20 protein-coding genes and 2 pseudogenes are annotated in these 25,844 nt (G+C 63.1%); 12 read left to right on the top strand and 10 right to left on the bottom strand.

Annotated elements, in window-relative coordinates:
• Window positions 1-85 precede the first annotated feature (85 nt).
• Window positions 86-1,528, top strand: a complete 1,443-nt coding sequence (gene zwf / locus ACODSK_RS01065) for a glucose-6-phosphate dehydrogenase (protein WP_489013179.1) — start codon at window positions 86-88, stop codon at window positions 1,526-1,528.
• 3 nt (window positions 1,529-1,531) lie between these two features.
• Here zwf and ACODSK_RS01070 read toward each other — a convergent pair whose 3' ends face one another.
• Window positions 1,532-4,402 carry a putative bifunctional diguanylate cyclase/phosphodiesterase gene (locus ACODSK_RS01070; RefSeq protein ID WP_489013180.1) on the bottom strand — a complete coding sequence of 957 codons (2,871 nt, stop codon included), beginning with the start codon at window positions 4,400-4,402 and terminating at the stop codon, window positions 1,532-1,534.
• A gap of 236 nt (window positions 4,403-4,638) precedes the next feature.
• Between ACODSK_RS01070 and uvrD the strand changes: the two genes are divergently transcribed.
• The 4 genes from uvrD (at window position 4,639) to ACODSK_RS01090 (ending at window position 9,469) form a co-directional block, all read left to right on the top strand.
• Complete coding sequence (gene uvrD / locus ACODSK_RS01075; protein ID WP_489013182.1) at window positions 4,639-6,819, top strand: DNA helicase II; 2,181 nt, start codon at window positions 4,639-4,641, stop codon at window positions 6,817-6,819.
• 189 nt (window positions 6,820-7,008) lie between these two features.
• Complete coding sequence (locus tag ACODSK_RS01080; protein ID WP_489013184.1) at window positions 7,009-7,857, top strand: Tim44 domain-containing protein; 849 nt, start codon at window positions 7,009-7,011, stop codon at window positions 7,855-7,857.
• Between the two features lie 119 nt (window positions 7,858-7,976).
• Window positions 7,977-8,384: an SMI1/KNR4 family protein gene (locus ACODSK_RS01085; RefSeq protein ID WP_075805790.1), complete on the top strand. Its 408-nt coding sequence runs from the start codon at window positions 7,977-7,979 to the stop codon at window positions 8,382-8,384.
• 299 nt (window positions 8,385-8,683) lie between these two features.
• The gene (locus ACODSK_RS01090; RefSeq protein ID WP_489013186.1) at window positions 8,684-9,469 is read left to right on the top strand and encodes an alpha/beta hydrolase; all 786 of its coding nucleotides are present in this window, start codon (window positions 8,684-8,686) and stop codon (window positions 9,467-9,469) included.
• On the opposite strand, the gene ACODSK_RS01095 is transcribed toward ACODSK_RS01090, so the two are convergent.
• On the bottom strand, window positions 9,460-11,220 hold the full coding sequence (locus ACODSK_RS01095; protein ID WP_489013188.1) for a cation:proton antiporter: 1,761 nt from the start codon (window positions 11,218-11,220) through the stop codon (window positions 9,460-9,462). The two genes, ACODSK_RS01090 and ACODSK_RS01095, sit on opposite strands and share 10 nt — an antisense overlap.
• 319 nt (window positions 11,221-11,539) lie before the next feature.
• Here ACODSK_RS01095 and ACODSK_RS01100 point away from each other — a divergent pair, with 319 nt between their 5' ends.
• Window positions 11,540-12,031, top strand: coding sequence for an acyl-CoA thioesterase (locus tag ACODSK_RS01100; RefSeq protein WP_489013190.1), 492 nt, complete (start codon window positions 11,540-11,542; stop codon window positions 12,029-12,031).
• Between the two features lie 120 nt (window positions 12,032-12,151).
• On the opposite strand, the gene pdxY is transcribed toward ACODSK_RS01100, so the two are convergent.
• Window positions 12,152-13,018, bottom strand: a complete 867-nt coding sequence (pdxY, locus tag ACODSK_RS01105; protein WP_489013191.1) for a pyridoxal kinase PdxY — start codon at window positions 13,016-13,018, stop codon at window positions 12,152-12,154.
• Window positions 13,019-13,135: 117 nt separating this feature from the next.
• On the opposite strand from pdxY, the gene ACODSK_RS01110 reads away from it, so the two are divergent.
• Complete coding sequence (locus ACODSK_RS01110) at window positions 13,136-13,528, top strand: DUF3301 domain-containing protein (protein WP_489013192.1); 393 nt, start codon at window positions 13,136-13,138, stop codon at window positions 13,526-13,528.
• On the opposite strand, the gene ACODSK_RS01115 is transcribed toward ACODSK_RS01110, so the two are convergent.
• From ACODSK_RS01115 to zigA, 3 genes are read right to left on the bottom strand one after another with little or no spacing between them, the layout of a single operon-like run.
• On the bottom strand, window positions 13,522-14,499 hold the full coding sequence (locus ACODSK_RS01115; RefSeq protein ID WP_489013194.1) for a CobW family GTP-binding protein: 978 nt from the start codon (window positions 14,497-14,499) through the stop codon (window positions 13,522-13,524). The two genes, ACODSK_RS01110 and ACODSK_RS01115, sit on opposite strands and share 7 nt — an antisense overlap.
• A 44-nt stretch (window positions 14,500-14,543) precedes the next feature.
• Window positions 14,544-15,179, bottom strand: a complete 636-nt coding sequence (locus tag ACODSK_RS01120) for a DUF1826 domain-containing protein (protein ID WP_489013196.1) — start codon at window positions 15,177-15,179, stop codon at window positions 14,544-14,546.
• Window positions 15,179-16,393, bottom strand: coding sequence for a zinc metallochaperone GTPase ZigA (zigA, locus tag ACODSK_RS01125; protein ID WP_489013197.1), 1,215 nt, complete (start codon window positions 16,391-16,393; stop codon window positions 15,179-15,181). The genes ACODSK_RS01120 and zigA overlap by 1 nt, the downstream gene beginning before the upstream one ends.
• Window positions 16,394-16,511: 118 nt before the next feature.
• Here zigA and ACODSK_RS01130 point away from each other — a divergent pair, with 118 nt between their 5' ends.
• The 3 genes from ACODSK_RS01130 to ACODSK_RS01140 all read left to right on the top strand — a co-directional run bounded on the left by ACODSK_RS01130 (window position 16,512) and on the right by ACODSK_RS01140 (window position 18,433).
• Window positions 16,512-16,892: a glutamine synthetase gene (locus ACODSK_RS01130; RefSeq protein ID WP_489013198.1), complete on the top strand. Its 381-nt coding sequence runs from the start codon at window positions 16,512-16,514 to the stop codon at window positions 16,890-16,892.
• Window positions 16,893-16,966: 74 nt separating this feature from the next.
• Window positions 16,967-17,854, top strand: coding sequence for a GTP cyclohydrolase FolE2 (folE2, locus tag ACODSK_RS01135; RefSeq protein ID WP_489013200.1), 888 nt, complete (start codon window positions 16,967-16,969; stop codon window positions 17,852-17,854).
• Between the two features lie 18 nt (window positions 17,855-17,872).
• Window positions 17,873-18,433, top strand: coding sequence for a gamma carbonic anhydrase family protein (locus ACODSK_RS01140; RefSeq protein WP_489013202.1), 561 nt, complete (start codon window positions 17,873-17,875; stop codon window positions 18,431-18,433).
• On the opposite strand, the gene ACODSK_RS01145 is transcribed toward ACODSK_RS01140, so the two are convergent.
• Complete coding sequence (locus tag ACODSK_RS01145) at window positions 18,430-18,957, bottom strand: DUF3617 domain-containing protein (protein ID WP_489013203.1); 528 nt, start codon at window positions 18,955-18,957, stop codon at window positions 18,430-18,432. The genes ACODSK_RS01140 and ACODSK_RS01145 overlap by 4 nt on opposite strands.
• A gap of 272 nt (window positions 18,958-19,229) precedes the next feature.
• Here ACODSK_RS01145 and cls point away from each other — a divergent pair, with 272 nt between their 5' ends.
• On the top strand, window positions 19,230-20,669 hold the full coding sequence (gene cls, locus ACODSK_RS01150) for a cardiolipin synthase (protein WP_489013205.1): 1,440 nt from the start codon (window positions 19,230-19,232) through the stop codon (window positions 20,667-20,669).
• On the opposite strand, the gene cfaB is transcribed toward cls, so the two are convergent.
• Window positions 20,670-21,851, bottom strand: a complete 1,182-nt coding sequence (gene cfaB / locus ACODSK_RS01155) for a C17 cyclopropane fatty acid synthase CfaB (RefSeq protein ID WP_489013207.1) — start codon at window positions 21,849-21,851, stop codon at window positions 20,670-20,672.
• A gap of 196 nt (window positions 21,852-22,047) precedes the next feature.
• On the opposite strand from cfaB, the gene lpdA reads away from it, so the two are divergent.
• Window positions 22,048-23,448: a dihydrolipoyl dehydrogenase gene (gene lpdA, locus ACODSK_RS01160; protein WP_489013209.1), complete on the top strand. Its 1,401-nt coding sequence runs from the start codon at window positions 22,048-22,050 to the stop codon at window positions 23,446-23,448.
• 123 nt (window positions 23,449-23,571) lie between these two features.
• On the opposite strand, the pseudogene ACODSK_RS01165 reads toward lpdA, so the two are convergent.
• A pseudogene (locus ACODSK_RS01165) lies at window positions 23,572-24,111 on the bottom strand (methyl-accepting chemotaxis protein); the annotation flags it as partial.
• 318 nt (window positions 24,112-24,429) lie between these two features.
• Window positions 24,430-25,539 (bottom strand): annotated as a pseudogene (locus ACODSK_RS01170) (cache domain-containing sensor histidine kinase); the annotation flags it as partial.
• Window positions 25,540-25,844 lie beyond the last annotated feature (305 nt).

Raw genomic sequence — 25,844 nt, forward strand, 5'->3', positions numbered from 1 at the left:
ATCGGCTGGCCGGTTGTAGCAATCTTGTAGTTATACTACATGACTGGCGAACCGCCCAGCTAAACGAGACAGGAGTGTGGTGGGTTTGACTATTCCTTGTGACATTCTGGTCTTCGGCGGCACCGGTGATCTGGCCCTGCACAAACTGCTTCCGGCGCTCTACCACCTGTATCGCGAGGGTCGTCTGCACCCGGCGGTACGCATCGTCGCCCTGGCCCGCAGCCCGATGCCGCGCAATAGTTTTCAAAAGCTTGCAGAACGTCGCTGCCGCGCCCAGATCGCCCGCAACGACTTCGACGACGACACCTGGGACCGCTTCGCCACCCGCCTCGACTACTTCTCCATGGACGCCTCGCAGAGCGCCGACTTCGGCCGTCTCTCGCACTTTCTCGGCGAGCCTGGAGGCCTGGCGCGGATCTACTACCTGGCCACCGCGCCGAACCTCTTCGTGCCCATCGTTACCCACCTGAATATCGCCGGGCTGGTGGACAGCGAGTCGCGCATCGTCCTGGAAAAACCCATCGGCCATTCCCTGGAATCCGCCACCGCGATCAACAGCGCCATCGGCGCGGTGTTCGACGAGTCCCAGGTGTTCCGCATCGACCACTACCTGGGCAAGGAAACCGTGCAGAACCTCATGGCCCTGCGCTTCGCCAACGCCCTGCTGGAGCCGGTATGGCGCGCCAGCCAGATCGATCATGTGCAGATCAGCGTCTGCGAGACCCTTGGCGTGGAAAACCGCGGCGCCTACTACGACCGCGCCGGCGCCACCCGCGACATGCTGCAGAACCACCTGCTGCAACTGCTCTGCCTGGTGGCCATGGAGCCGCCGGCACAGTTCGACGCCGAGGCCGTGCGCGACGAAAAGGTGAAGATCCTCCGCGCCCTCAAGCCGATCACCGACCAGGACGTGCAGGACAAGACGGTGCGCGGCCAGTACAGCGCCGGCAAGATCGGCGGCCAGGAAGTGCCGGCCTACTACTTCGAGAAGGATGTGGACAACGACAGCGACACCGAGACCTTCGTCGCCGTCGAAGCCCATATCAACAACTGGCGCTGGGCCGGCGTGCCCTTCTACCTGCGCACCGGCAAACGCCTGGCCAAGCGCTCGTCGCAGATCGTCATCCAGTTCAAGCCGGTGCCGCACCGCCTGTTCGAGGGCGACCGGGCCAACCAGCTGCTGATCCAGCTACAACCGGATGAACGCATCAGCCTGCAGATGATGACCAAGAGCCCGGGCAAGGGCATGCGCCTGGAGCCGGTGGAGCTCAACCTGAACCTGGCCCAGGTATTCGGCCAGACCCGCCGCTGGGAAGCCTACGAGCGCCTGCTGCTGGATGTCCTGGATGGCGACTCGACGCTGTTCATGCGCCGCGACGAAGTGGAAGCAGCCTGGGCCTGGATCGACCCGATCCTCAATGGCTGGCTGGAGCACTTCCAGACTCCGCGCCCCTACCACGCCGGCACCAACGGCCCGGACCAGGCCCATAGCCTGCTGGCGCGCCACGGCCGCGAGTGGCACGGCTGAGGTCTACCAGACCATCTCCTCGCGCAACAGCCGCGCCAGTGCATCGGCCTGCACCGGCCGGCTGATCAGGTAGCCCTGCACTTCATCGCAGTCCTGCTCGCGCAGGAAGCGCAGCTGATCCTCGGTTTCCACCCCTTCGGCGACCACCATCAGGTCGAGGCTGTGGGCCATGATGATGATCGCCCGGGTGATCGCGGCATCTTCGCTGCCTTCCTTCAGACCGCGGATAAAGGCCTGGTCGATCTTTACGTAGTCCACCGGCAGGCGCTTCAGATAACTGAGCGAGGAATAGCCGGTACCGAAGTCGTCTATCGCCAGCTTCACCCCCAGTTCGTGCAGTTGCTTGAAGGTCGCAATGATGTGCTCGACGCTGTCCAGCAACTGGCTTTCGGTCAGCTCCAGTTCCAGCAGGTGCGGGGTCAACCCGCTTTCCTCCAGGACCTGACGCACCAGGCTGACCAGCTTGCCCTGGCGCAACTGATAGACCGACAGGTTCACCGATACCCGGATCGGCTCCAGTCCCTGGCGCTGCCATTCGCAGGCCTGCCAGCACGCCTGGCGCAGGACGAATTCGCCCATGGGCGCGATCAGGCCGGTTTCTTCCGCCAAGCCGATGAAATCCCCCGGCGGCACCATGCCCATGGTTGGATGGTTCCAGCGCACCAGCGCCTCGGCGGCGTCCATGCGCCCCGTCGCCAGGCATACCTTGGGCTGGTAGTAGACCTCCAGCTGACCTTCGTCGATGGCCTTGCGCAGCTGGTTTTCCAGTTGCAGGCGGTCGAGGGTGCTGGCCTGCAGGCTCTCGGTATAGAACTGGAAGTTGTCGCCGCCCAGGTGCTTGGCGTGCTGCATGGCCATGTTGGCCTGGTTGACCAGCAGGTTGAGGTCGAGGCTCATGTCCGACAGCAGGGCGATGCCTACCGAGGCGCTGATCACCAGTTCGTGATTGTCGAAGCGCACCGGCACCCGCAGTTTTTCCAGCAGACGGGTGGCCACCCGGACCAGGCTGGACAGGTTGCTGTAGCCATCGAACAGCACCACGAATTCATCGCCGGACAGGCGCGCCACGGTATCCGCCTCGGGCATGGCATTGCCGACGCGCATGGCGATCTGCTTGAGCAACTGGTCGGCAACTTCATGCCCGAGGCTGTCGTTGAGCAGCTTGAAGCGGTCCAGGTCGATATGCATCAACGCCAGGCTGCGTCCGCTGGTGCGCAGGCGCTGGCCGGCTTCCAGCAGGCGCAGGCGGAACAGCGCACGGTTGGCCAGGCCGGTCAGTTCGTCGTAATGGGCGAGGTAGCGCAGCCGCTCCTCGGATTCGCGGCGCTCCGACAGATCGCTGAAGAAGCCCACCACATTGCTGATCTTGCCCCGGCCATCGAATACACCATTGAGTTGCAGCCACTGGGGATAAAGCGTGCCGTCCTTGCGCGCCTCGACCAGTTCGCCCTGCCAGCGACCGTTCTGCTCCAGCGCCTGGTCGATCGCCCCGTAATGCCGCCGGGCATCGAGGCTGCACGGCAACTCCAGGGCATTGCGGCCGAGCAGTTCGTCGCGGCCGTAGCCGGTCATGCGGCAGAACGCCTGGTTCAAGGCGAGCAGTTCATAGTCGGGGCCGAGGATGGCGATGCCTTCGCTGGCCGCCTCGAAGACCGTCGCCGCCAGTCTTTGCTGCTCTTCCTGGGCGCGTCGCGCGCTGATATCACGGCGGGTACCGATCATCCGCAGCACCCGGCCCTCTGCGTCGCGCTCCACCGCCCGCCCGCGGTCCTCGATCCAGCACCAGTGGCCGTCGTTGTGACGGAAGCGGTATTCGATACGGTAGTCCTCGGTGCGACCCTTGAGGTGTTCGACCAGGGTGCGCTTGAGCGGCAGGACATCGTCCGGGTGCAACCGCGGCTTGAGGTGCACCAGCATGGCCTTGACCGCATCCGGGTTGAGGCCGAACAGCTCGCGCAGTTGGGTGTGGTGGACTTCGTCGGTTTGCAGGTTCCAGTCCCACAGGCCCAACTCACTGGCCTCCAGGGCCAGGGCCAGACGCTGTTCGCTCTTGCTCAGGGCCTGATTGGCCGCGTCCAGCTCGGCGCTGCGCTGGGCGACCCGGGTTTCCAGGCCGATCTGGGCCTGGCGCAACTGCTCCTCGGCGCCACGGCGCTGCTCGACTTCATCGGCCAGCGCCCGGTTGAGTTGCTCGCTGCGGGCGTGGGCCGCCTGCAAGTGCTCGATCAGCGCCTGGTTCTGAAAGCGCCGCAGCAGGCTGTTCTCGATCAGCCGGTTGACCTGCCAGGCCACGACCAGCAAGGCACCCAGCAATAAAAGACCGAGCAGGCCCCAGCCCTGATGTTGTGGATCGCCGCTCCAGAACAGGAAGGCGATCGGCGGCAGCAGGCAGGGCAGGACGAAACTGAGGAAGGCCGGAAGGCTCACGGCATAGGCGACGCTGGCGGAGAGCGCCGCAGCCCCGAGCAGGCCGAAGACCCAGGCCTGCTGCACGAAGTTATCCACAGGGACCAGGGCAATTGCCGCGCTGGCCAGGGTCAGGCCGCTGAACGCCGAGCCGAGCAGGAACATGCGCCGCCAGTGCGGCTTGGCCTGGCGCTCGGGCATCGCCGCATCGAACGCCGCAACCTGGATCACCCGCAGCGATACTAGGGCCATCAGCCACACCACCCAGACACTGACCAGCAAGTAACGCTGCGGACTCCACAGCAGCCAGGCACAGACCAGGCCGTTCAACAGCATGAACAGGGTCGGCAGCAGGGAGCCTTGGTACAGCAGACGGGTACGCTCAACCGCCAGCTGCGTGGCAAATTGCTTGCGAATGCCGCGGCGTGCCTCGATTGGCACGCCGACGGGTCCAGATGCGAGTGTCATGGGCAGTGTTCTTGTAATGGTTAGCCGCAAACGTGGACGGAGCATACACAAGCAAGGCGCGGTGCCAAACTGCTCTGTGTCATAAATTCGTGCCCCGGATTTCTCATTCCTTCGTACAAGCCGACCGCTCAAGCACGCGGGCCAAGGACTCCAGCCGATGACCGGCCGGTCGCAGCGCCGGGACTTTTTTCCGAGCGGGTTTGCCCAGGGATCCGTTGCCCCCATAGAATGGGCGGATGCACGATGACCTCTCTCTCCTTCTGAATTCCCTCAACGATGCCCAGCGCCAGGCAGTAGCCGCGCCGGTCGGGCGTCAGTTGGTCCTGGCCGGTGCCGGCTCCGGCAAGACCCGTGTGCTGGTGCACCGCATCGCCTGGTTGATCCAGGTCGAGCAGGCCTCGCCGCACTCGATCCTGTCGGTGACCTTTACCAACAAGGCCGCCGCCGAGATGCGCCACCGCATCGAGCAACTGCTGGGCATCAGCCCGGCGGGCATGTGGGTCGGCACCTTCCACGGCCTGGCCCACCGCCTGCTGCGCGCGCACTGGCAGGAAGCCGGGCTGAACCAGAATTTCCAGATCCTCGACAGCGATGACCAGCAGCGCCTGGTCAAGCGGGTGATCCGCGACCTCGGCCTCGACGAACAACGCTGGCCGGCGCGCCAGGCGACGTGGTTCATCAACGGGCAGAAGGACGAAGGCCTGCGGCCGCAGCATATCCAGGTCAATGGCGACCTGTTCCTCGGCACCATGCGCAGCATTTATGAGGCCTACGAGGCCGCCTGCCAGCGTGCCGGTGTCATCGATTTCTCCGAACTGCTGCTGCGCGCCCTGGACCTGTGGCGCGACCACCCGGGCCTGCTGCAGCATTATTCGCGGCGTTTCCGCCACCTGCTGGTGGACGAGTTCCAGGACACCAACGCCGTGCAGTACGCCTGGCTGCGCCTGCTCGCCCAGGGTGGCGACAGCCTCATGGTGGTGGGCGACGACGACCAGTCGATCTACGGCTGGCGCGGCGCGCGGATCGAAAACATCCAGCAATTCTCCAGCGACTTCCCGGACGCCGAGCTGATCCGCCTGGAACAGAACTACCGCTCCACCGCCGGCATCCTCAAGGCCGCCAACGCCCTGATCGCGAACAACAGCGGACGCCTGGGCAAGGAGCTGTGGACCGAAGGCGGCGACGGCGAACCGCTCAACCTGTACGCGGCCTTCAACGAACACGACGAAGCCCGCTACGTGGTGGAAACCATCGAGAGCGCGCTGAAAACCGGCCTGGCGCGCAGCGACATCGCCATCCTGTACCGCTCCAACGCCCAATCGCGGGTACTTGAAGAAGCCTTGCTGCGCGAACGCATCCCGTACCGCATCTATGGCGGCCAGCGCTTCTTCGAGCGCGCCGAGATCAAGAACGCCATGGCCTACCTGCGGTTACTGGAAGGCCGTGGCAACGATGCCGCGCTGGAGCGGGTGATCAACGTGCCGCCCCGCGGGATTGGCGAAAAAACCGTCGAAAGCATCCGCGAGCATGCCCGGCACGCCCAGCTGTCGATGTGGGAAGCCATGCTCCAGCTGCTGGCCAACAAGGCTCTGAAAGGCCGCGCCGCCAGCGCCCTGGCTGCCTTTATCGAACTGATCGAGAACCTCTCGGCCAAGACCCTCGACATGCCACTGCACCTGATGACCCAGACGGTCATCGAGCAGTCCGGGCTGATCGTCTATCACCAGGAAGAAAAGGGTGAAAAGGGTCAGGCACGGGTAGAAAACCTTGAAGAACTGGTCAGCGCCGCGCGCAACTTCGAGACCAGCGAGGAAGATGCCGACCTGTCACCGCTGTCCGCTTTCCTCGGGCATGCTTCGCTGGAAGCCGGCGATGCCCAGGCCGACGAGCATGAAGACAGCATCCAGCTGATGACCCTGCACAGCGCCAAGGGCCTGGAGTTCCCCTACGTGTTCCTGGTGGGCATGGAAGAGGGCCTGTTCCCGCACAAGATGAGCCTGGAAGAGCCCGGCCGCCTCGAAGAGGAACGCCGCCTGGCCTATGTGGGCGTGACCCGGGCCATGCAGCATCTGGTCATGACCTACGCGGAAACCCGCCGGCTGTACGGCAGCGAGACCTACAACAAGGTGTCGCGCTTCGTCCGCGAGATTCCTGCCGGGCTGGTTCATGAAGTACGCCTGTCCAACAGCGTCAGCCGCCCGTTCGCCGGAGCCAAGCAGACCGTGAGCAGCCTGTTCGCCAATGCCAGCATCCCGCAGACCAGCTTCAACCTTGGCCAGCGCGTGCAACACGCCGTGTTTGGCGAGGGCGTCATCCTCAACTTCGAAGGCTCCGGCGCTCAGGCCCGGGTCCAGGTGAATTTCTCCGAGGGCAGCAAGTGGCTGATGCTCGGGTACGCCAAGCTCGAAGCTATCTAGTCTAACCAGTCGAATAATCCGACCACCGGAGTAGGCCTTTCCTTCACCCAGTGAAGAAAGGGCCTACATCCCATTTCATGGGTCGTCGGAATTTTCAGGCAAAAGATGGAAACATCTTGTCGCTGTCATGCGTCCCTGAACTTGTGCAACATGGCGCGCGTGTAATCCACAAAACGGGAATACCCTTCTATGCAACGTTTTCTCAGCATCGCCCTGGCGCTGTGCATCGGTCTCACCATGAGCCTCGACGCCAACGCCAAGCGCTTCGGCGGCGGCAAAAGCTCTGGCGCCGCGCCGACGCACCAGGCCCGTCAGGCCACTCCTGCCAACCCTGCCGCGACACCGAACGTGCCAGGCCGTGCTCCTGCCGCTGCCAGCGGCGCCTCGAAGTGGCTCGGCCCACTGGCCGGCATCGCTGCCGGTGGCCTGCTGGCCTCGATGCTGATGGGTGATGGCTTCGAAGGCATGCAGATCTTCGACATCCTGATCATGGCGCTGATCGCCTTCCTGGTGTTCCGCTTCATTGCCGCACGCCGTCGCAAGCAGCAGCCACAAATGGCCGCCGCTGGCCACCCGGCCTACCAGCGTGAAACCTTCCAGCAGCCAGCCCAGCCTTCGATCTTCGGTGGTTCCGCTGCGCCTGCAGCCCGTCCGGTGATCAACGCTCCGGCCTGGTTCAACGAGCAGAACTTCCTGGCTGCCGCGCGCAACCACTTCCAGACGCTGCAACAGCACTGGGATGCCAATGAAATGGACAAGATCGCCGAGTTCGTGACGCCGCAACTGCTTGAGTTCCTCAAGCGCGAGCGTGCCGACCTGGGTGACGGCTTCCAGTCCACCTACATCGACAATCTCGATGTGCAACTGGAAGGTGTCGACGATCGCGCCGACAAGACCATCGCTACCCTGACCTTCAGCGGTGTGTCGAAAACCTCCCGGTTCGACCAGGGCGAAGTGTTCAGCGAGAGCTGGAACATGGAACGCGCCCAGGGCGAAAACCAGCCTTGGCTGGTCGCGGGGATCCGCCAGAACGGCTGATCTTGAGGCGTTTGCAGAAAAAACCCCGGGCTTGCCCGGGGTTTTGCTTTTAGCGCACCGTCCTACTAGGGTATAACGCGCAACATTTGCACAAGGTCAGGACAGAGAGGACGCGAACCGTGGAAGAAGTCATTGAACAGCTTCGTGAAGCCAACGAGCCGGTACCGGTACCGCTCGAACTGCCAGACGAAGACACGCTGGTCGAGATCGAAGAGCAGTTGTTCATCAACATCCCGTTCGTCTTCAAGGAATTCCTCCTCACCGTCAGCGACGTGGTCTACGGCAGCCTGGAGCCGGTCACCGTCACCGACCCGCAATCCCACACCTACCTGCCGGAAGTGGCCGCCAACGCCTGGGACGCCGGTGTACCGCGCGACCTGATTCCACTGTGCCAGGACGGCGACGATTACTACTGCGTCGAGGAAGACGGCACCGTGGTGCTGTGGTCCGGCGAGGAAGAAATCGTCACCGAGGAAAGCTGGGAATCGGTCTGGCACTGGGCACGGGATGTCTGGCTGGAAAGCTGAATCGATATCCTTCGCAAAAATAATGGCCTAGAGCCATCAATGTTCGTAGAATCGCCACGCCTTCCTGTGCGTGGCGGGCCGCTACCGCTCCATCCCCTCGGACATATGTCCCGCTCGCACAAGAAGCCTATCCACCCTGTGGGAGATCCTTGGTGGCAGGCAACAGAATTGATGCTGTCAGTAATCGCCTCATCGCTGGCAAGCGAGCTCCCATAGCCACTCCGCTGTCCTCGAGAGCGACGCGGTCCCTGTGGGAGCTGGCTTGCCAGCGATGGCGTCTTCCCGCTTTATTGATCCCGATGTTGCTTACCGGCTGCCAGTCACCACTGACCCAGCTCGAGCAACTCAGCAACCAGAATGCCCACCAGGTCAGCATCCAGCCCACCCGGCCGTTCCCCCTGGCCCTGAGCGAACCGACCGTCAAACCCGGCAGCGCCCGCCTGCGGGTCTACCTGGAAGGCGACGGCCACGCTTGGGCCACCGCGTCGCAACCAAGCCTGGACCCCAGCCCGCGCACTCTGCTGATGGCCCGCCTTGCAGTCACTGATCCACAGCCCAGCCTCTACCTCGCCCGTCCCTGCCAGTTCGTCGGCGCGCCCGCCTGCAACCCGCAGGTGTGGACCGACCAGCGCTTCAGCCAGGCCGTGGTCGACAGCCTCGACCAGGCCCTGAACCGGATCCGCAAGGCGTATGGCAATCGGGATTTCGAACTGATCGGCTACTCCGGCGGCGGCGCCCTGGCCCTGCTGCTGGCCGCGCAACGCAACGATATCGCCGAGGTGCAGACCCTCGCCGGCAATCTCAGCCCGCGGCAGTGGGCGCAGTCGCTGAACCTGACGCCGCTGAGCGGATCACTGGAGCCATTGGACCGCGCCGAACGCCTGCGCCATGTGGCCCAGCGGCACTTCATCGGCGACGACGACCGCACCGTGCCGCCCATCCTGTACCAGCACTACCGGCGCACCCTGGGACCGACTGACTGCCTGGAAGTGGTCCGGCTACCCGGGGTCGACCATGCCGACGGCTGGATCGAAGCCTGGGCGCAGTGGCGTTACAAGCCACTGCGCTGCACACCTCAGTGGTGATGTTCCTTCTGGTTTTCCAGGGTCTCCAGCAATGCGATCTGCATCCGCGTATGCACCCGGATGAACCAGCGCCATAGCAGCGCCACCACGCCGGCCGCCACGACGGCAATCAGCAGCAGCAGCTCGCTGGTCGGCAGGATGCTCGCCGACAGCGCCGAGAGCAGCAGGAAGATCACCAGCAGCGAGATCAGCGGGATCACTTCGGCGATCACCCGGCGTACCCGCTGGGTATGCCGCCCGGCCATTTCCGGCTTGACCCCCATCTCCGCCAGCAGCATCGACAGCGCCTTGAGCTTGCGGTACGCGGCAATCAGGAACGGCAGCGACAGCAACAGCGCCAGGCCCCAGATCAGCGCCTTCTGCTGGCCGATGTCGGCGATCCAGTCGCTCAGGTAGGCGCCGATCTGCGCCGCGAAATAACCACCGCTGAAGAAGATCGCCACCACCAGCGCCAGGTTGACGCCCACTTGCAGCAGGATGCGCCGGATCATCGAGGCCAGCATCGCCCCTTCGCCCTGCGGCTGGATACTGCGCAACCACTCGCCGTACAGCGACAGCACCCGTGACAGACGGCTCGGTACCACCTTCGCCAGCTTCAGCGACAGCGGATCGGCGGCGCGGATCAGGTAAGGAGTGAGCAAGGTGGTGATAGCGGAAACGGCCACTGCCACCGGATAAAGGAAGTCGCTGGTGACCTGCAGGGTCATGCCCAGGGCCGCGATGATGAAGGAGAATTCGCCAATCTGCGAAAGACCCATCCCCACCCGCAGCGAGGTGCGTCCGTCGTTGCCGGCGATAAAGGCGCCCATGCCGCAGGACAGCATCTTGCCCAGCACCACGGCGATGGTGATCACCACGATCGGCCAGATGTACTCCACCAGCACGCCCGGATCGATCATCAGGCCGATGGCGACGAAGAAGATCGCGCTGAACATGTCGCGCACCGGCTCGATCAGGCGCTCGATCTTCATCAACTGGCGCGACTCGGCCATGATCGCGCCGATCAGGAAGGCGCCAAGCACCATGCTGTATTCCAGCTTGACCACCAGCAGGCAGAAGCCGAAGCACAGGCCGAGCACAGTGATCAGCAGCATTTCATTGCTTTCGAACTTGGCCACGTAGGCCAGCAGCCGCGGCACCAGGAGAATGCCCACCACCAGCGCGACGATCATGAACAGCGACAGCTTGCCCACCGTGGAAAACACTTCGCCGGAGCTGACCGTGCCGCTGACGGCGATACCCGACAGCAGCGCGATGATGCCGATGCCGAGGATGTCCTCGACGATCAACACACCGAAGATCAGCTGGGCGAAGCGCTCGTTCTTCATCTTCAGGTCGTTGAGCGCCTTGACGATGATGGTGGTCGAGGAAATCGCCAGGATCGCGCCGAGGAATAGCGAATCCATGGTGCTCCAGCCGAACCAGCGGCCGATCTCGAAACCGATCCAGATCATCAGGACGATTTCCAGGAACGCGGCGATAAAGGCCGTCGCGCCGACCTTGAACAACTTGCCGAGGCTGAACTCCAGGCCCAGGCAGAACATCAGGAAGATCACCCCGAGCTCGGCCAGGGTCTTGATGGTGTCTTCGTCGTGGATCAGGCCGAACGGCGGGGTGTGCGGGCCAATGATGAAGCCGGCGACGATGTAGCCGAGCACCACGGGCTGCTTGAGGCGGTGGAAGAGAATGGTGACCACACCGGCAACCAGCATGATCACCGCCAGATCCTGGATAAAGCTGATGGCATGCACGGCGGGACGCTCCTTACTCCACGACGAAGACAAAAGCGCAGCCCGGTCGTCAGGTGTGACCGGGCCGCGGAAATTTCTGATTTAAATGTAGGAAACGGCCTCACTTCCGGGCCGCTTCCGCAGGTTAACATCGACGCTTCGTGCAAAATGGCCGTGCAATATGTAGAAACAGATCGGCACTTTCCTCGCCGCGAATGGCATGAACCACGTGACGAGCAACCCGCTGTCAGCGTCCCGTTTTGAACATGGCAACCCACATGGGGAAGAAGCGCGAGCACCGCGCCGCCCCGCCTTAGCGCAATCTCACCGTGAGTACACTATGGAACCCGGAAACGCCCAGCTGTCGATGACCGTCCTGATGACACCGGATATGGCCAACTTCTCCGGCAATGTCCATGGCGGCACCTTGCTCAAGTATCTCGATGAAGTGGCTTATGCCTGCGCCAGCCGCTATGCCGGTCGCTACGTGGTGACCCTGTCGGTGGACCAGGTGGTGTTCCGCGAGCCGGTGCATGTCGGCGAACTGGTGACCTTCCTGGCGTCGGTCAACTACACCGGCAATACCTCGATGGAGGTGGGTATCAAGGTGGTGACGGAGAACATCCGCGAGCGCTCGGTGCGCCACAGCAACAGCTGTTTCTTCACCATGGTGGCGGTGGACGACGACCGCAAACCGGTAGCGGTACCGCCGCGCCAGCCGCAGACCAGCGAGGAGAAGCGCCGCTTCCTGCAAGGCAAGCAGCGCCGACTGATCCGTCAGGAGCTGGAGAAGCGCTACCAGGAACTCAAGACCGAGACCGACACGATCTAGGGCTGACATACAACCCTGTGGGAGCCGGCGTTGCCGGCGATGGCGTCAGACCAGACAACATCGTTGCCAGTGCCGGCCCCATCGCTGGCAACGCCAGCTCCCACAAGGATTTCGTGGTACCTAGAGCTTGTGCGCCTCGAAGCGCAGCCGCGGATGCACGATACGATCCTGCGCCCGCACCACTTCCAGCTCGTAGCTGCCGCAGGCCTGGGTTTCCAGCAGCACTTCATGCACGGCCGCAGCGGTGAACTCGAAGGCCGCGACTGGTTCATCCCCCAGCAGCAACCGAGCCAGGAACAGCCCCGCCGTCAGGTCGCCAACGCCCACCGGCTGACGCGGAAACGCCAGCAGCGGGCGCTTCAGGTGCCAGTTGCCATCTGCGGTCACCAGCAGCATTTCGAAGTCATCCGGGTTTTTCCCGGCATAGGCCAGGTGCTTCACCAGCACCATCTTCGGCCCGCGCACCAACAGCTCCCGGGCCATGCCGACACAGTCCTCCAGCGACTGCGCGCGACGCCCGGCAAAGCTGTCCAGCTCCAGCTGGTTCGGGCACAACAGGTCCGCCGCCGCCACAGCCTCCTCCAGCAGGAATTCACTGACCTGCGGCGGCACGATGCAACCCTTCTCCGGATGGCCCATCACCGGGTCGCACAAGTACAGCGCCCGCGGGTTGGCCTGCTTGATCCGTTGCACCACGCCAAGGATCTCCCGACCCTGCTCGGCGCTGCCGAGATAGCCGGATAGAACTGCGTCGCAATTGCCCAACTCACCGATATTGCTAATCCCTTCCACCAACGCGGGAATTTGCCCGGGAGCAAGCACTTCGCCATTCCACTGGCCATACTGAGTGTGATTGGAAAACTGCACGGTATTGAGTGGCCAGACATTCACCCCGACCCGCTGCATGGGGAACACTGCGGCGCTGTTGCCGGCGTGGCCAAACACGACGTGGGACTGGATCGCAAGCAGGTGCGGTGTGCGTTTCATGCGGGACGTCCAAACCAAAGGAATGACAAACAAGGCGCGCAGTATGGCGCCAAATGCCACCTGTACGACAGACCGCAGTGGCAGTTAAGCTGGCACACCTCGTTGGAGCACGTGTAGATGGTTACCCTCGAAAACATCCTGGTGTTGATGGTCCTGGCCACGGCAGGCGCCTGGCTGTGGCACAACCATGGATTGCGGGAAAAGGCCCTGGACCGGGTCAAGCAGCATTGCGCCAAGCTCGACCTCGAACTGCTCGACGGCGCCGTGGCCCTGAAGAAGATCGCCTTCGTCCGCGATGCCAACGGCCGCAAACGCCTGGCGCGGATCTACAACTTCGAATTCACCGTGACCGGCGAGCAACGCCATCCCGGCACCGTCACCCAGTTTGGCGCCCACAGCGTGCAGATCGAACTGGCGCCCTACCCCTTCGAGATCAAGCCGCCGGTGCATGCCGACAACGTGATCGAGATGAAGCAGTGGCGCCAGGAGCACAACCGCTGGCGTCAGTGATTCTCTTGTATGCGGCAGGCCAGCATCCCTTGCTCCAATACCGCATGATCCTGGGCAGTGGCGAAGATCAATTCGATCCGTGAATCCCGCCGCCAGGCACTGTCTTCCCATACCAACGCCTGCCCCGCCAAGGCATTGGCCGATTGCCAGCCGTGCGCCGTGTGCACCACCATCTTGGCCCGCCGCCACTCCAGACCTTGTAGAAATGCCTGTAATAGCGCGCTGTCGAGGCGCTGCCGGGGATGAAAACGCCAGCCGATGCTCCAGCCTTCAGCAGCCTGTTGATAACTACACAGGGGCAAGGTCGGATCTGTCCACAGGGCCGAAATAGCCGGGTTTCCGCTTGGAATGGAATTATCCACAGCGGATTTATCCACTGATGAGGGTGGACCAACAGGCAAGTCACTTAGCGAAATTCGCCCCTGATCGACCCAATACAACGGCACCCGGGGTAGTTGCGAGGTTATCCACAGGCGCTTTTCTTCATCCACAGCGGACGCTTTGTTCAGGACTAGCAGGCCCGCACTATCCAGCGCTTGTTGCTGTGCGTCGGGCAACACGACACCCGCCGCCATGGCCTCGGCATCCAGCACCAACACCGCCGGCTGTACCGCCAGCACCCCGCGCCACGGCGGCAGTTGCAGTTGCGCCAGCAATTGCGCCGGATGACCCAGGCCGGACGGTTCGATAAACAGCCGGTCCGGTCGCGCCTTGCGCAGCAGGCGGCCAAGCCCCACCTGGAACGGCGCGCCATTCACGCAACACAGGCAACCGCCCGCCACTTCGCCCAGACTGATGCCATCGTCGTCGGTACTGAGCAGCGCCGCGTCCAGGCCGATCTGGCCGAATTCATTGATCAGCACTGCCCAACGTTCATTGGCCGGGCGCTGGCCGAGCAGATGACGGATCAGGCTGGTCTTGCCGGCCCCGAGCGGGCCGCCAATCAGGTGGGTCGGAATGTTCTGCAGCATAGGGCGCCATATTGCCTGGGAAACTTCGCCACTATGCTCCGGGCTCACGCCAGCCAGTCAAGCGTCAGTATCAGCCGGCGCTCACCGTTGGCGGGCGAAGGCGAGCGATGGACCAGGCCGGCGCCCTCGTTGCCCAGCCATTTCTCGCCCTTGAGCAGCGCCACGTCACCGCAGGCCAGGCGCTGGACATGGGCCTCATCGACCACCTCGTGCGCCAGGCGACGGCGATCAATCACACCTTCCTCCAGCCACTCGCTGGCCGGGCCGGCATAGGTGGTGATCAGCCGCAGCGGCACATGATCGACATGAAAACGCGGGCACATGGCATTTTCCAGCACCCGCAGGCGCAGACCCACGCTGCGCGCATCGAGCAGGCAGGCGTAGGCGCCAACCAGCCAGCTCAGGTCGGCGATAAAGCCTTCGTAACCGGCCAGGTCGGCGTAGGCGCTGGCGATCCCGTCCAGCACCGGCACCTCGCCATCCTTGCCGATCGCCAAGGTGCGGGCATCAGCCAGCGGCTCGCCGAGCGACAGCAGCAGCCGGGCGAAGTCCTCGATATGCAGTGGCAACCGACGCTGCCAGACCGCCAGGTTGACGCCATCTTGCAGCGCTTCGGTCAGTACCGCCGGCGTCTGGCCAAAGGCCTGGTGCACCGGGGTCAGCAACTCGGCTACGTGCATCAGGCCACCTCGTCTTCGTCGCCGTGCCAGGAGCCGAACGGATCCGGCAGCCGCCGCCAATTGGCGGCGCCCAAGGCCATTTCTTCGTCGTCGAGCAAGCAGGCGTCCAACTCGGCATGCAGCCGCGGCACGTCGATATGCTGACCGATAAACACCAGTTCCTGGCGGCAGTCACCGCATTCCGGGTCCCACTGCTGGAGGATCGCCGCAGTGCTCTGCGGATCCTGCGGCCAGTGCGCCTTGGGCACGAAACGCCACCAGCGTCCGGCAAAACCATGACGCATCATGCCGCCGGCCTGGGACCAGCTACCGGCTTCCTGATATTTGCTGGCCAGCCAGAAGAAACCCTTGGAGCGCAGCAGGCGGCCGTTCTCCCAGGGCTTGTGGATAAAGTCGAAGAAGCGCTGCGGATGCAGCGGCCGGCGGGCCTGCCAGACGCTGGCGGCGATGCCGTATTCCTCGGTTTCCGGTACATGTTCGCCGCGCAGCTCCTGCAACCAGCCCGGAGCGCTGGCGGCACGCTCGAAATCGAACAGGCCGGTGTCGAGGATGTCCTTGAGGTCCACCTGGCCCATCACCATCGGCACGATGCGGGCGTGGGCGTTGAGGCGGCGGAGGATGGCGGTCAGTTCTTCACGTTCGTGGCTGCTGATCAGGTCGATCTTGCTCAGCAGAATGACGTCGGCGAATTCGACCTGGTCGATGAGCAGATCGCTGATCGAACGCTCGTCGTCTTCGCCGAGGGTCTCGCCACGGGACGAGAGGCTTTCGGCGGCCTGGTAGTCGCGCAGGAAATTCAAGCCATCGACCACCGTGACCATGGTGTCGAGGCGCGCCATCTCGGCCAGGCTGCGGCCCTGGTCGTCGCGGAAGGTGAAGGTTTCGGCCACCGGCAACGGCTCGGCGATACCGGTGGACTCGATCAGCAGGTAGTCGAAACGGCCTTCGCCGGCGAGACGGGTGACCTCTTCCAGCAGGTCTTCGCGCAGGGTGCAGCAGATGCAGCCGTTGCTCATCTCCACCAGTTTTTCTTCGGTACGGTTGAGGCTGACGTTGCGCTGCACCTCGGTGGCGTCGATATTGATCACGCTCATGTCGTTGACGATGACCGCCACCCGCAGATTGTCGCGGTTGCGCAGCACATGATTGAGCACCGTGCTCTTGCCAGCACCTAGAAAGCCGGAGAGCACGGTTACGGGAAGACGATCGGGCATGGCGCGGTTCCTCATCAGGGCGGCAAAGTGCATTCGAACGATGCATCGACGAAATGTTACATTATAACAATGCACTTTAGTCAACCGACTGTCCGCACCCTGAGGTGAAGAGATGTTCATGAAGTCATTGAAACGAGGGCTGTGGATAACCCTGCTGTGTGCCCTCGGCAATGCCCAGGCCATGCCCCGCGCCGAATTGGCCAACTGCACGCGCAGCGCCAACCTGCTGGCCTGCGCTGATCGCCAGGGCAGTTACTACAGCGTGCAGACCTCGGGCTCGACCATTTATCTGCGCGGCTACGACGCACCCAGTGCACGGCGCTGGGCGCAAACCAACAGCCGCTACGGCCAGCTGAATTTCTATACCGGTATCGCCAGCGACGGCGAAGCCTGGGTGGGATACAGCCGCAAAGTGGGTTGGACCACCCTCAACCGCGTCTCCAGTTCCAGCGGCCAACGCTTCAGCCTGCGCTGCAATCGGCTGAACGGTTGCCAGTGAGCAACGGAAAAAGTGCTGGCAATCGAATTGTTATAATGTAACGTATTGCGACTTCATTGCTGATGGTTCGCAACATGACCGCCCTGACCCTACCCGATATCGCTGCCCAAGCCAGCGGGCAATCCCTGCCCCTGGACTGGGTCGGCATGTGCGCTATCGCCCTGCCGATCCGCCTCGACCAGCAGCATCTCCACGCCATGGCAGATGCCGGCGTCGATCTGGCTGATGGCAATTCCCGTGGCATCCATATGTCGCGCCTGTATCTGGCGCTGGCTGCGTTCAAAGAGGAAGGACTGTCGGTGCCATTGATCCGTCGGGTGCTGCGGCAATTTCTGGATAGCCATGCCGGGCTGTCCACCACGGCCCACCTGACCCTGCGCTTCGATATGCAACTGGAGCGCCCCGCCCTGGTCAGCACCGAGTCTGGCTACAAGCGCTACCCCGTGGTCATCGAAGCCAGGCTTTCCGACGAAATGTTCCACGTGGAACTATCCACGGACGTGGTCTATTCCTCGACCTGCCCTTGCTCGGCCGCCCTCGCCAGGCAGTTGATCCAGCAGCAGTTCCTCAGCGATTTCGCCAACCGCAGCCTGACCCACGAAGAGGTCCTCGGTTGGCTCGGCAGTCCTCAGGGCATCGTCGCCACCCCTCACAGCCAGCGCAGTACTGCGAAACTACGGATACGCTTGAGGAAGGACTGCAATGAGCTACCCATTCGGGACTTGATCGATCAGGCCGAAGCCGCATTGGGCACCGCCGTGCAAACGGCGGTGAAGCGCGCCGACGAACAGGCGTTCGCCCTGGCCAACGGGCAGAACCTGATGTTCTGCGAGGACGCCGCACGGCGCCTGAACCTGGCATTGCGACGCCTGCCTGCGGTGGCCGGCTTCCAGTTGCGTGTGGAACACGCCGAAAGCCTGCATGCCCACGACGCTGTCGCGCAAAGCCAGTGGAACTGGTAACCGAACGGAGAGACCTCGATGATCCGCAAGAACCCGACCGGCGACCTGCCGGTGATTGCCGAATCCGCCTACATCGATCACACCGCGATCATCTGCGGCAAGGTGGTGATTGGCGAGAATGTATTCGTTGGCCCCTATGCGGTCATCCGCGCCGATGAGGTGGATGACAGCGGCTCGATGCAACCGATCACCATCGGTTGCAACTCGAATATCCAGGATGGTGTGGTGATCCACTCCAAGTCCGGCGCGGCAGTCACCATTGGCGAGTTCACCTCCATCGCCCACCGCTCCATCGTCCATGGGCCCTGTGTGGTCGGCGACCGGGTGTTCATCGGTTTCAACAGCGTGCTGTTCAACTGCGTGGTCGGCAATGGCAGCGTGGTCCGGCACAACTCGGTGGTGGACGGCCGCGACCTGCCGGAAAACTTCTACGTCCCCTCCACCACCCGCATCGGGCCGCAGACCGACCTGTCCCAGTACCCGCCGGTGAGCGTCAGCGCCTCGGAGTTTTCCGAGGACGTCGCCCATACCAATATCGACCTGGTGAAGGGCTACAAGGCGCTGCAGAACGAGTTCTAGGTTCGCGGCTTGACCGTGCCACAATCGGCCCCCAGCCACACCGCCCGGGTGTTCATGCTGCCCTGCTGCTGAACCCCGGAGGCGTTAAACGTGCCCTGGACCTTGGTCAGGAACTCGCGATCGCTGAGGAACTGCGCCTGGCCGGTCCCCTGGGCCTTGGGACAACTGAACTCGAAGTTCCACACCTTGCCGTTGCGCGCGGTAATGCGCTGGGTGCAGCCGGACTGCGGGTCCTGCAGGGGAATGTCATCGGTCTTCACCTGCTCCGGGGTCAGGCACGAGCGCACACCTTTGCCGGCGACGCTGATACCCTGCTTGGCCAGCACTCCTTCCATCATCGCCCGCTGTTCCGGTGGCAGGTTCTTCAGTTGGCCGAGCATGAACTCCATGTCCGGCAGCGGTTTGCCATCGACCTGCATATTGCTGGTGGTCAGTTCCCACAGGCCTGGTTGCAGCATCTGCGCTTGCACCAGGGGGCTCGACAGGCCAAGCAGCAGCGCCAGCGCCGACACACGAATGTTCATCTAATGACTCCTGAAATGTCCGGCCCATTGCCGGCCTGTGGCTTAGACGTCGAAATGCCGTCCGGGTTGCAAGACGGGTGCTGAACATGCTCTGTTAGGTTCTGTATGAAAAGCCTTGAGACGAAGGTCAGGCAAGGCGAAAACAGCCGAGGAAGCGGAGTTTACTGGTTGTAAATGAGCATTCCGAGGCTGTTTTCAACGCAGCATCACCGAGTATCAAGGCTTTTCATACAGAACCTAGGCAACTGCTCGGCGGACGGCACAGGACGTGTATGGATTATCACAGCCCCCAGTTCTTCGCTTACCTGATCGGCGCGACCCACTTCATCGGCGCCATCGCGGCCCTGCATGCGGTGTTCACCGTGCGCACGGCGCAAGGCTCGATCGCCTGGGCGCTGTCGCTGCTGTTCATCCCCTACCTGACCCTGATCCCCTACCTGGTGTTCGGCAGCCGCACCTTCGACGCCTACATCCAGGCACGCCGCCAGGCCAACCAGGAAATGCACGTGGCCATGGCCGACCTCAACTGGCGCCCGTGGGTCGAGGAAGCCCTGGCCGCCAGCAACTCCCCTGCCTACGCCGGCCTGCGCGCCCTGCCCAAGCTCGGGCGCATGCCTTGCCTGGCGAACAACCGGGTCAGCCTGCTGGTCGACGGCAAGGCCACCTTCGACGCGATCTTCAAGGCCATCGAGCAGGCCCGCGATACGGTGCTGGTGCAATTCTTCATCATCCATGACGACGCCCTCGGCCGGCAGATGCATACCCTGCTGCTGAGGAAGGCCGCCGAAGGCGTGAAGGTCTATGTGCTCTACGACAGCGTCGGCAGCCACGCCCTGCCCGCCCGCTACAGCCAGAGCCTGCGCGAGGGCGGCGTGGAGATTCGCGCTTTCGCCACCAAGCGCGGCTGGTTCAATCGTTTCCAGGTCAACTTCCGCAACCATCGCAAGATCGTGGTGGTGGATGGCGTTGTGGGATTCCTCGGCGGGCACAACGTCGGCGACGAGTACCTGGGCAGCAAGCCGCCGCTATCGCCCTGGCGCGATACCCACGTCCAGGTGACGGGCCCGGTACTGGCCTGCCTGCAGGAGTCCTTCGCCGAGGACTGGTACTGGGCTGCGCGGAAACTGCCGCCGTTGATCCTGCCGGAAACCTACCCGGACAACGGCGTGCTCTGTCAGGTACTCGCCAGTGGTCCGGCCGACCCGCAGGAAACCTGCTCGCTGTTTTTCGTCGATGCCATCCAGGCGGCCCAGCACCGGGTGTGGATAACCAGCCCCTACTTCATCCCCGACGAGGCGGTATTCGCCTCGCTGCGCCTGGCGGTGATGCGCGGGGTGGATGTGCGCATCCTCATCCCCTCGCGCCCCGACCACCGCATCGTCTATGCCGCGTCCAGCCTGTTCGCCTTCGAGGCGGTGCGCGCCGGGGTGCGCATGTTCCGCTACCAGCCCGGCTTCCTGCACCAGAAGGTCATGCTGGTAGACGACGACGTCGCAGCGATCGGCAGCGCCAACCTGGACAACCGCTCGTTCCGCCTCAACTTCGAGATCACCCTGGTGACCATCGACGCCGAGTTTGCCGCGACGGTAGAGAGCATGCTGAGCAATGACTTCGAACAGGCGCGGGAAATCACCGCGGAAGACAGCCGCGATACGCACCGCCTGCAGCAGCTGGGGATGCGTATCGCGCGTTTGATTTCGCCGATTCTCTGATCAGCGATAGAGGTCTTCGCGGGTCAGCGGCAGGTCATGGCTGCCATCGGCCTTGGGTTTGACCGCGAGGATCTGGTGCAGATTGATCCAGCCGCGGGAGAACGCATAGGAGCAGCCGGCCAGGTACAGGCGCCAGATGCGCAGGGCCTTTTCCGGGACCATGGTGGCCGCCTTGGCGAGGTTGCCTTCGAGGTTGTCGCTCCAGAATTTCAGGGTCCGCGCGTAGTGCAGGCGCAGGCTTTCGACATCCACCACTTCCAGCCCGGCCTCGCTGAGGAAGCCGCTGATCATCGACATATGCGGCAGCTCGCCGTGGGGGAAGACATAGCGCTCGATGAAGTTGCCGGCGCCACGCCCTACCGGACGACCGTCGGTGTGCTTGGCGGTGATGCCGTGGTTCATTACCAGGCCACCCTCACGCACGGCGCCGAACAGACGCTGGCTGTACAGCTCCAGATTGGCGTGGCCGACATGTTCGAACATGCCGACGCTGACCACCTTGTCGAAACGACCATCCTGGGGCAGATCGCGGTAATCGAGGATCTGCAGGTCGACCTGCTTCTGAAGTCCTTCGGCTTTTACCCGCTCACGACCCAGCTTGAGCTGTTCCTTGCTCAGGGTGATACCGAACACCTTGGCGCCGTATTCACGCGCGGCAAACCGCGCCAGCCCGCCCCAGCCACAACCGACATCCAGCAGGTAGTCACCCGCTTGCAGGCGCAGCTTGCGGCAAAGGTGATCGAATTTATTCTGCTGGGCCTGATCGAGGCTATCGTCAGGTGTCTTGAAGTAGGCGCAGGAGTACGCCATGTCGCGGTCAAGCCACAGCTGGTAGAAGGCATTGGAGAGATCGTAGTGGTAGGAGATCGCCGCCGCATCGGTGGCCTTGTCATGCTTGCTGCGTACCGGCAGCGCCTCCTCTTCATCCTTGAGCAGCGCCTCGCTGAGCTCGTCGCACAGGCGGATGACCTCGCTCATGGTGCCTTCCAGTTCCAGCTTGCCTTCGACGAAGGCCGCGCCAAGCTCGTCCAGGCCCGGATGGGTCAACTGGGAGATCAGGCTCGGGTCCTTGAGCATGATGGTGACCTGTGGCTGCGGGCCCAGATCGAACTCATGGCCGTCCCACAGACGCAGACGGAGCGGAAGATGCAGGCTTTGCAGAACCGAAAGTTGCGCAAGCATGAAGTGAGCCTCCCCATTTATAAGATGGACGTCAAAAAATGAGGGTAGTTCATACGTAGGATCTTTCCGGCTATCGAGACCATAGTCGAGGGCTATCACCAAAACTTGAAACAGAAAGGCTCTTGAATTGTATACAACCAAAGACCCGACCCATTAATCTTGGCGCCATTCGATTCTTCATCCGGGAGCACAAACAATGAAAAGCTACGACGTCATCATCATCGGCGGCGGTCCCGGCGGCTACAACGCCGCCATTCGCGCCGGCCAGCTGGGCCTGAGCGTGGCCTGCGTCGAAGGCCGTTCGACCCTCGGCGGCACCTGCCTGAACGTCGGCTGCATGCCGTCCAAGGCGCTGCTGCATGCGTCGGAGCTGTATGAAGCGGCAGCCAGTGGTGAGCTCGGTCATCTGGGCATCGAGGTCAAGCCAAGCCTGAACCTGGCGCAGATGATGAAACAGAAGGATGAGAGCGTGACCGGCCTGACCAAGGGCATCGAGTTCCTCTTCCGCAAGAACAAGGTCGACTGGATCAAGGGCTGGGGCAAGCTGGACGGTGTCGGCAAGGTCAAGGTGACCGATGCCGAGGGCAACGTCAGCGACTACCAGGCCAAGGACATCGTCATCGCCACCGGCTCCGAGCCTACGCCACTGCCCGGTGTGACCATCGACAACCAGCGCATTATCGATTCCACCGGTGCCTTGTCGCTGCCGGAAGTCCCCAAGCACCTGGTAGTGATCGGTGCTGGCGTGATCGGCCTGGAGCTGGGCTCGGTGTGGCGCCGCCTGGGTGCCGAAGTGACGGTGATCGAATACCTCGACCGCATCTGCCCGGGCATCGACGAAGAAACCGCCAAGACCCTGCAACGCTCCCTGGCCAAGCAAGGCATGACGTTCAAGCTGGGCAGCAAGGTGACCCAGGCCACGCCATCGGCCGACAGCGTCAGCCTGACCCTGGAGCCGGCTGCCGGCGGCGAAGCGCAAACCCTGCAAGCGGACTATGTGCTGGTCGCCATCGGCCGCCGTCCCTACACCCAGGGTCTGGGCCTGGAAAGCGTCGGCTTGAACACCGATAAGCGCGGCATGCTGGAAAACAACGGCCACGCCACCGGCGTGCCGGGCGTTTGGGTCATCGGCGACGTCACCTCCGGGCCGATGCTGGCGCACAAGGCCGAGGACGAAGGCATCGCCTGCATCGAGCTGATCCACGGCAAGCCGCACCAGGTGAACTACGGCCTGATTCCGGGGGTGATCTACACCAAGCCGGAACTGGCCACGGTGGGCAAGACCGAGGAGCAACTGAAGGCCGAAGGCCGCGCCTACAAGGTCGGCAAGTTCCCCTTCCTGGCCAACAGCCGGGCCAAGATCAACCACGAGACCGAAGGCTTCGCCAAGGTCATCGCCGATGCCAACACCGATGAGGTGCTCGGCGTGCACCTGGTCGGCCCGAGTGTCAGCGAGATGATCGGCGAGTACTGCGTGGCCATGGAGTTCGCTGCGTCGGCGGAAGACATCGCGCTGATCTGCCACCCGCACCCGACCCGCTCCGAGGCCCTGCGCCAGGCGGCGATGAATGTGGATGGGATGGCGATGCAGATCTGATTTTCGGGGTGTCAGTAGCGGCCTAATCGCCGGCAACGCCGGCTCCCACAAGGTTGGAGGTGTATACAAAACCTGTGGGAGCCGGCGTTGCCGGCGATTAGGCCAGTCCTGAAAAAGAAAGAATCAGGTCCTGAACCGCGACACCAGGCTCCTGAACTCCTGCGACAACTCCTTCAACTGCCGCGAATCGGCCTGTGCCGACCCGGCCAGTTCCTCGATCAACTGCGCATCCGCCTGGATCTGGATGATGTGCTGGTTGATGTCCTCGGCCACCTGGTGCTGCTCTTCCGCCGCCGTGGCGATCTGGTTGCTCTGGTCGCGGATGGCATCCACCGACGAACGGATATCGTCGAAGCTGTCCCGCGCTTCACGGATCGAGCTGACGCTCTGCTGCGACATTTCCAGGCTGCTGTGCATCTGCTGGGTGACGTCCTGCGCCCGCCGCGCCAGCCCGCCGAGCAGGCCATCGATCTCGCCGGTGGAGTCGGCGGTGCGCTTGGCCAGGGCCCGCACCTCATCCGCCACCACGGCAAACCCGCGTCCCTGTTCGCCAGCGCGCGCAGCCTCGATCGCGGCGTTCAGCGCCAGCAGGTTGGTCTGTTCGGCAATGGACCGAATGGTACCGAGGATGGTGTTGATGTCCTGGCTTTCCCGCTCCAGTTCCTGCATCGCCTCGGTGGCCTGCAACAGGTTGTCGCTCAGCCGCGCGACGCTGCTGGTGGCCTGCTCGATCTGCTGCTGGCCGGCGCTGACATGGCGCTGCCCGGCGTCCGCCGAGGTGGCCGCGTGGCTGCAGGACTTGGCCACCTCGTTGGCGGTGGCGACCATCTCGTTGAATGCCGTGGACACCAGCTCGACCGCCTGGCGCTGGCGCCCGGTGGCGTCGCCCATGTTCGAGGCGACCTGACTGTTGGTTTCCGACGCGGTCTGCAGATCGGCAGAAGCGTGGCCGATACGCTGCACCAGCGAGCGGATGCGCTCGACGAACTGGTTGAACCAGCCGGCCAGCGCGGCGGTTTCATCGTTGCCCTTCACTTGCAGGGAACGGGTCAGGTCGCCTTCGCCCTGGGCGATGTCTTCAAGGCTGCCGGCAACCCCCTTGATCGGGTTGACGATCAGGTTCGAGAAGGCCGCGCCGAGCACCGCGAACAGCACCGCAAGCACCAGGGCGATGACTGCGATGGACCAGGTCAGGCTGGTGACGCCAGCCATCACTTCGCTCTTCTCGATCAGGCCGATGAAGCGCCAGCCCAGGGTCGGCGAGGTCCAGACGTTGGCCATGTAGCGCTTGCCGCCCAGTTCCACCTCGATCAGCCCCTTGCTGGTGTTGGCCAATTGGGCGTAATCACCGCCGAGGTCCTTGATCTGCTTGAAGGCATGGGACGGATCGCTCGGGTCCACCAGCACTGCGCCGGTGTCCTCGACCAGCATCAGGTAGCCACTTTCACCGAGCTTGGTCTTGCCGATGAAACCGGCCAGTTGTTCAAGGGACACGTCGGTGCCCATGACCCCGATCACCTCGCCATTGGCGCCATGCACCGTGCGTACGGTACAGATCAGCGGCTGGTTGCCCCACAGGTAGGCACTGGTGCGCATGACCTTGCCGGGATTGGCCATGCCGAGCTGATACCAGGGCCGCTTGCGCGGCTCGTAGTTCTTCAGACCCGGCTCATCGGGCCAGGCCACATAGCTGCCATCTTCGTTGCGCGCGAAGGAAACGAAGGCGGTGCTCGGATGCGCCTTGGCGTAGCGGGTAAAGCGATCCAGAAGCTGGCGGCTACCTTCCGGCAGCGGTGTGTTCGGTGCGTCTGCGCCGATGTAGACCTTCAGGTCCCTGGCGTTGACGATCTGCGGATCGTCGGCCCATTGCGCGACGTTCTGGGCGATGGAATCGAGGAACACATTGACCGTGTTGTCGATCTGCCGGATCTCCCGGCTCGAGGTTTCCACAAAGCCTTCACGGGCCTGTTGGTTGAGGTTGTACACCACCAGGCAGGCGATCAGCGCCACCGGGATGACGGCGATAACGCCGAATGCACACGTCAGCTTCTTTTTTATATTCATTCGAGGGCTTCCGATACGACGTGCCATGAGCCTGCGCTCATGGGGCTTTGGGATCTGCTCAAGCGCTCTGCTGAGCGTTTCAGCAAACCGCAGAATGGCAACTTGATGTTGCCCACGCAAGACACCGAAAAGGCGCCAGGCCCCCGAATTTACGGGGTTTTTGGCAAAGCTGATCGTATGGACAGGACAGTTTCTTGTCTGTTTTCACTGTTTTTGCATGACAGATCGTTTCTGCTGGAAGCCGTTCGCAACGCGGCCGGCTGTGCCGCGCAACGTCTTGAGAAAAAAGGAAAAAGACCTGGACAAAAAATAATTGTCATCCTTGAGAGGAC

The organism is Pseudomonas sp. FG98 (genome assembly GCF_057808595.1).

Bases quoted from the DNA above. Each gene is read 5' to 3' on its own strand.
- ACODSK_RS01070 (WP_489013180.1), bottom strand. From the start codon at position 4,402: ATGACACTCGCATCTGGACCCGTCGGCGTGCCAATCGAGGCACGCCGC.
- uvrD (WP_489013182.1), top strand. From the start codon at position 4,639: ATGCACGATGACCTCTCTCTCCTTCTGAATTCCCTCAACGATGCCCAG.
- ACODSK_RS01080 (WP_489013184.1), top strand. From the start codon at position 7,009: ATGCAACGTTTTCTCAGCATCGCCCTGGCGCTGTGCATCGGTCTCACC.
- ACODSK_RS01090 (WP_489013186.1), top strand. From the start codon at position 8,684: ATGTTGCTTACCGGCTGCCAGTCACCACTGACCCAGCTCGAGCAACTC.
- ACODSK_RS01100 (WP_489013190.1), top strand. From the start codon at position 11,540: ATGGAACCCGGAAACGCCCAGCTGTCGATGACCGTCCTGATGACACCG.
- pdxY (WP_489013191.1), bottom strand. From the start codon at position 13,018: ATGAAACGCACACCGCACCTGCTTGCGATCCAGTCCCACGTCGTGTTT.
- ACODSK_RS01110 (WP_489013192.1), top strand. From the start codon at position 13,136: ATGGTTACCCTCGAAAACATCCTGGTGTTGATGGTCCTGGCCACGGCA.
- ACODSK_RS01115 (WP_489013194.1), bottom strand. From the start codon at position 14,499: ATGCTGCAGAACATTCCGACCCACCTGATTGGCGGCCCGCTCGGGGCC.
- ACODSK_RS01120 (WP_489013196.1), bottom strand. From the start codon at position 15,179: ATGCACGTAGCCGAGTTGCTGACCCCGGTGCACCAGGCCTTTGGCCAG.
- zigA (WP_489013197.1), bottom strand. From the start codon at position 16,393: ATGCCCGATCGTCTTCCCGTAACCGTGCTCTCCGGCTTTCTAGGTGCT.
- ACODSK_RS01130 (WP_489013198.1), top strand. From the start codon at position 16,512: ATGAAGTCATTGAAACGAGGGCTGTGGATAACCCTGCTGTGTGCCCTC.
- folE2 (WP_489013200.1), top strand. From the start codon at position 16,967: ATGACCGCCCTGACCCTACCCGATATCGCTGCCCAAGCCAGCGGGCAA.
- ACODSK_RS01140 (WP_489013202.1), top strand. From the start codon at position 17,873: ATGATCCGCAAGAACCCGACCGGCGACCTGCCGGTGATTGCCGAATCC.
- ACODSK_RS01145 (WP_489013203.1), bottom strand. From the start codon at position 18,957: ATGAACATTCGTGTGTCGGCGCTGGCGCTGCTGCTTGGCCTGTCGAGC.
- cls (WP_489013205.1), top strand. From the start codon at position 19,230: ATGGATTATCACAGCCCCCAGTTCTTCGCTTACCTGATCGGCGCGACC.
- cfaB (WP_489013207.1), bottom strand. From the start codon at position 21,851: ATGCTTGCGCAACTTTCGGTTCTGCAAAGCCTGCATCTTCCGCTCCGT.
- lpdA (WP_489013209.1), top strand. From the start codon at position 22,048: ATGAAAAGCTACGACGTCATCATCATCGGCGGCGGTCCCGGCGGCTAC.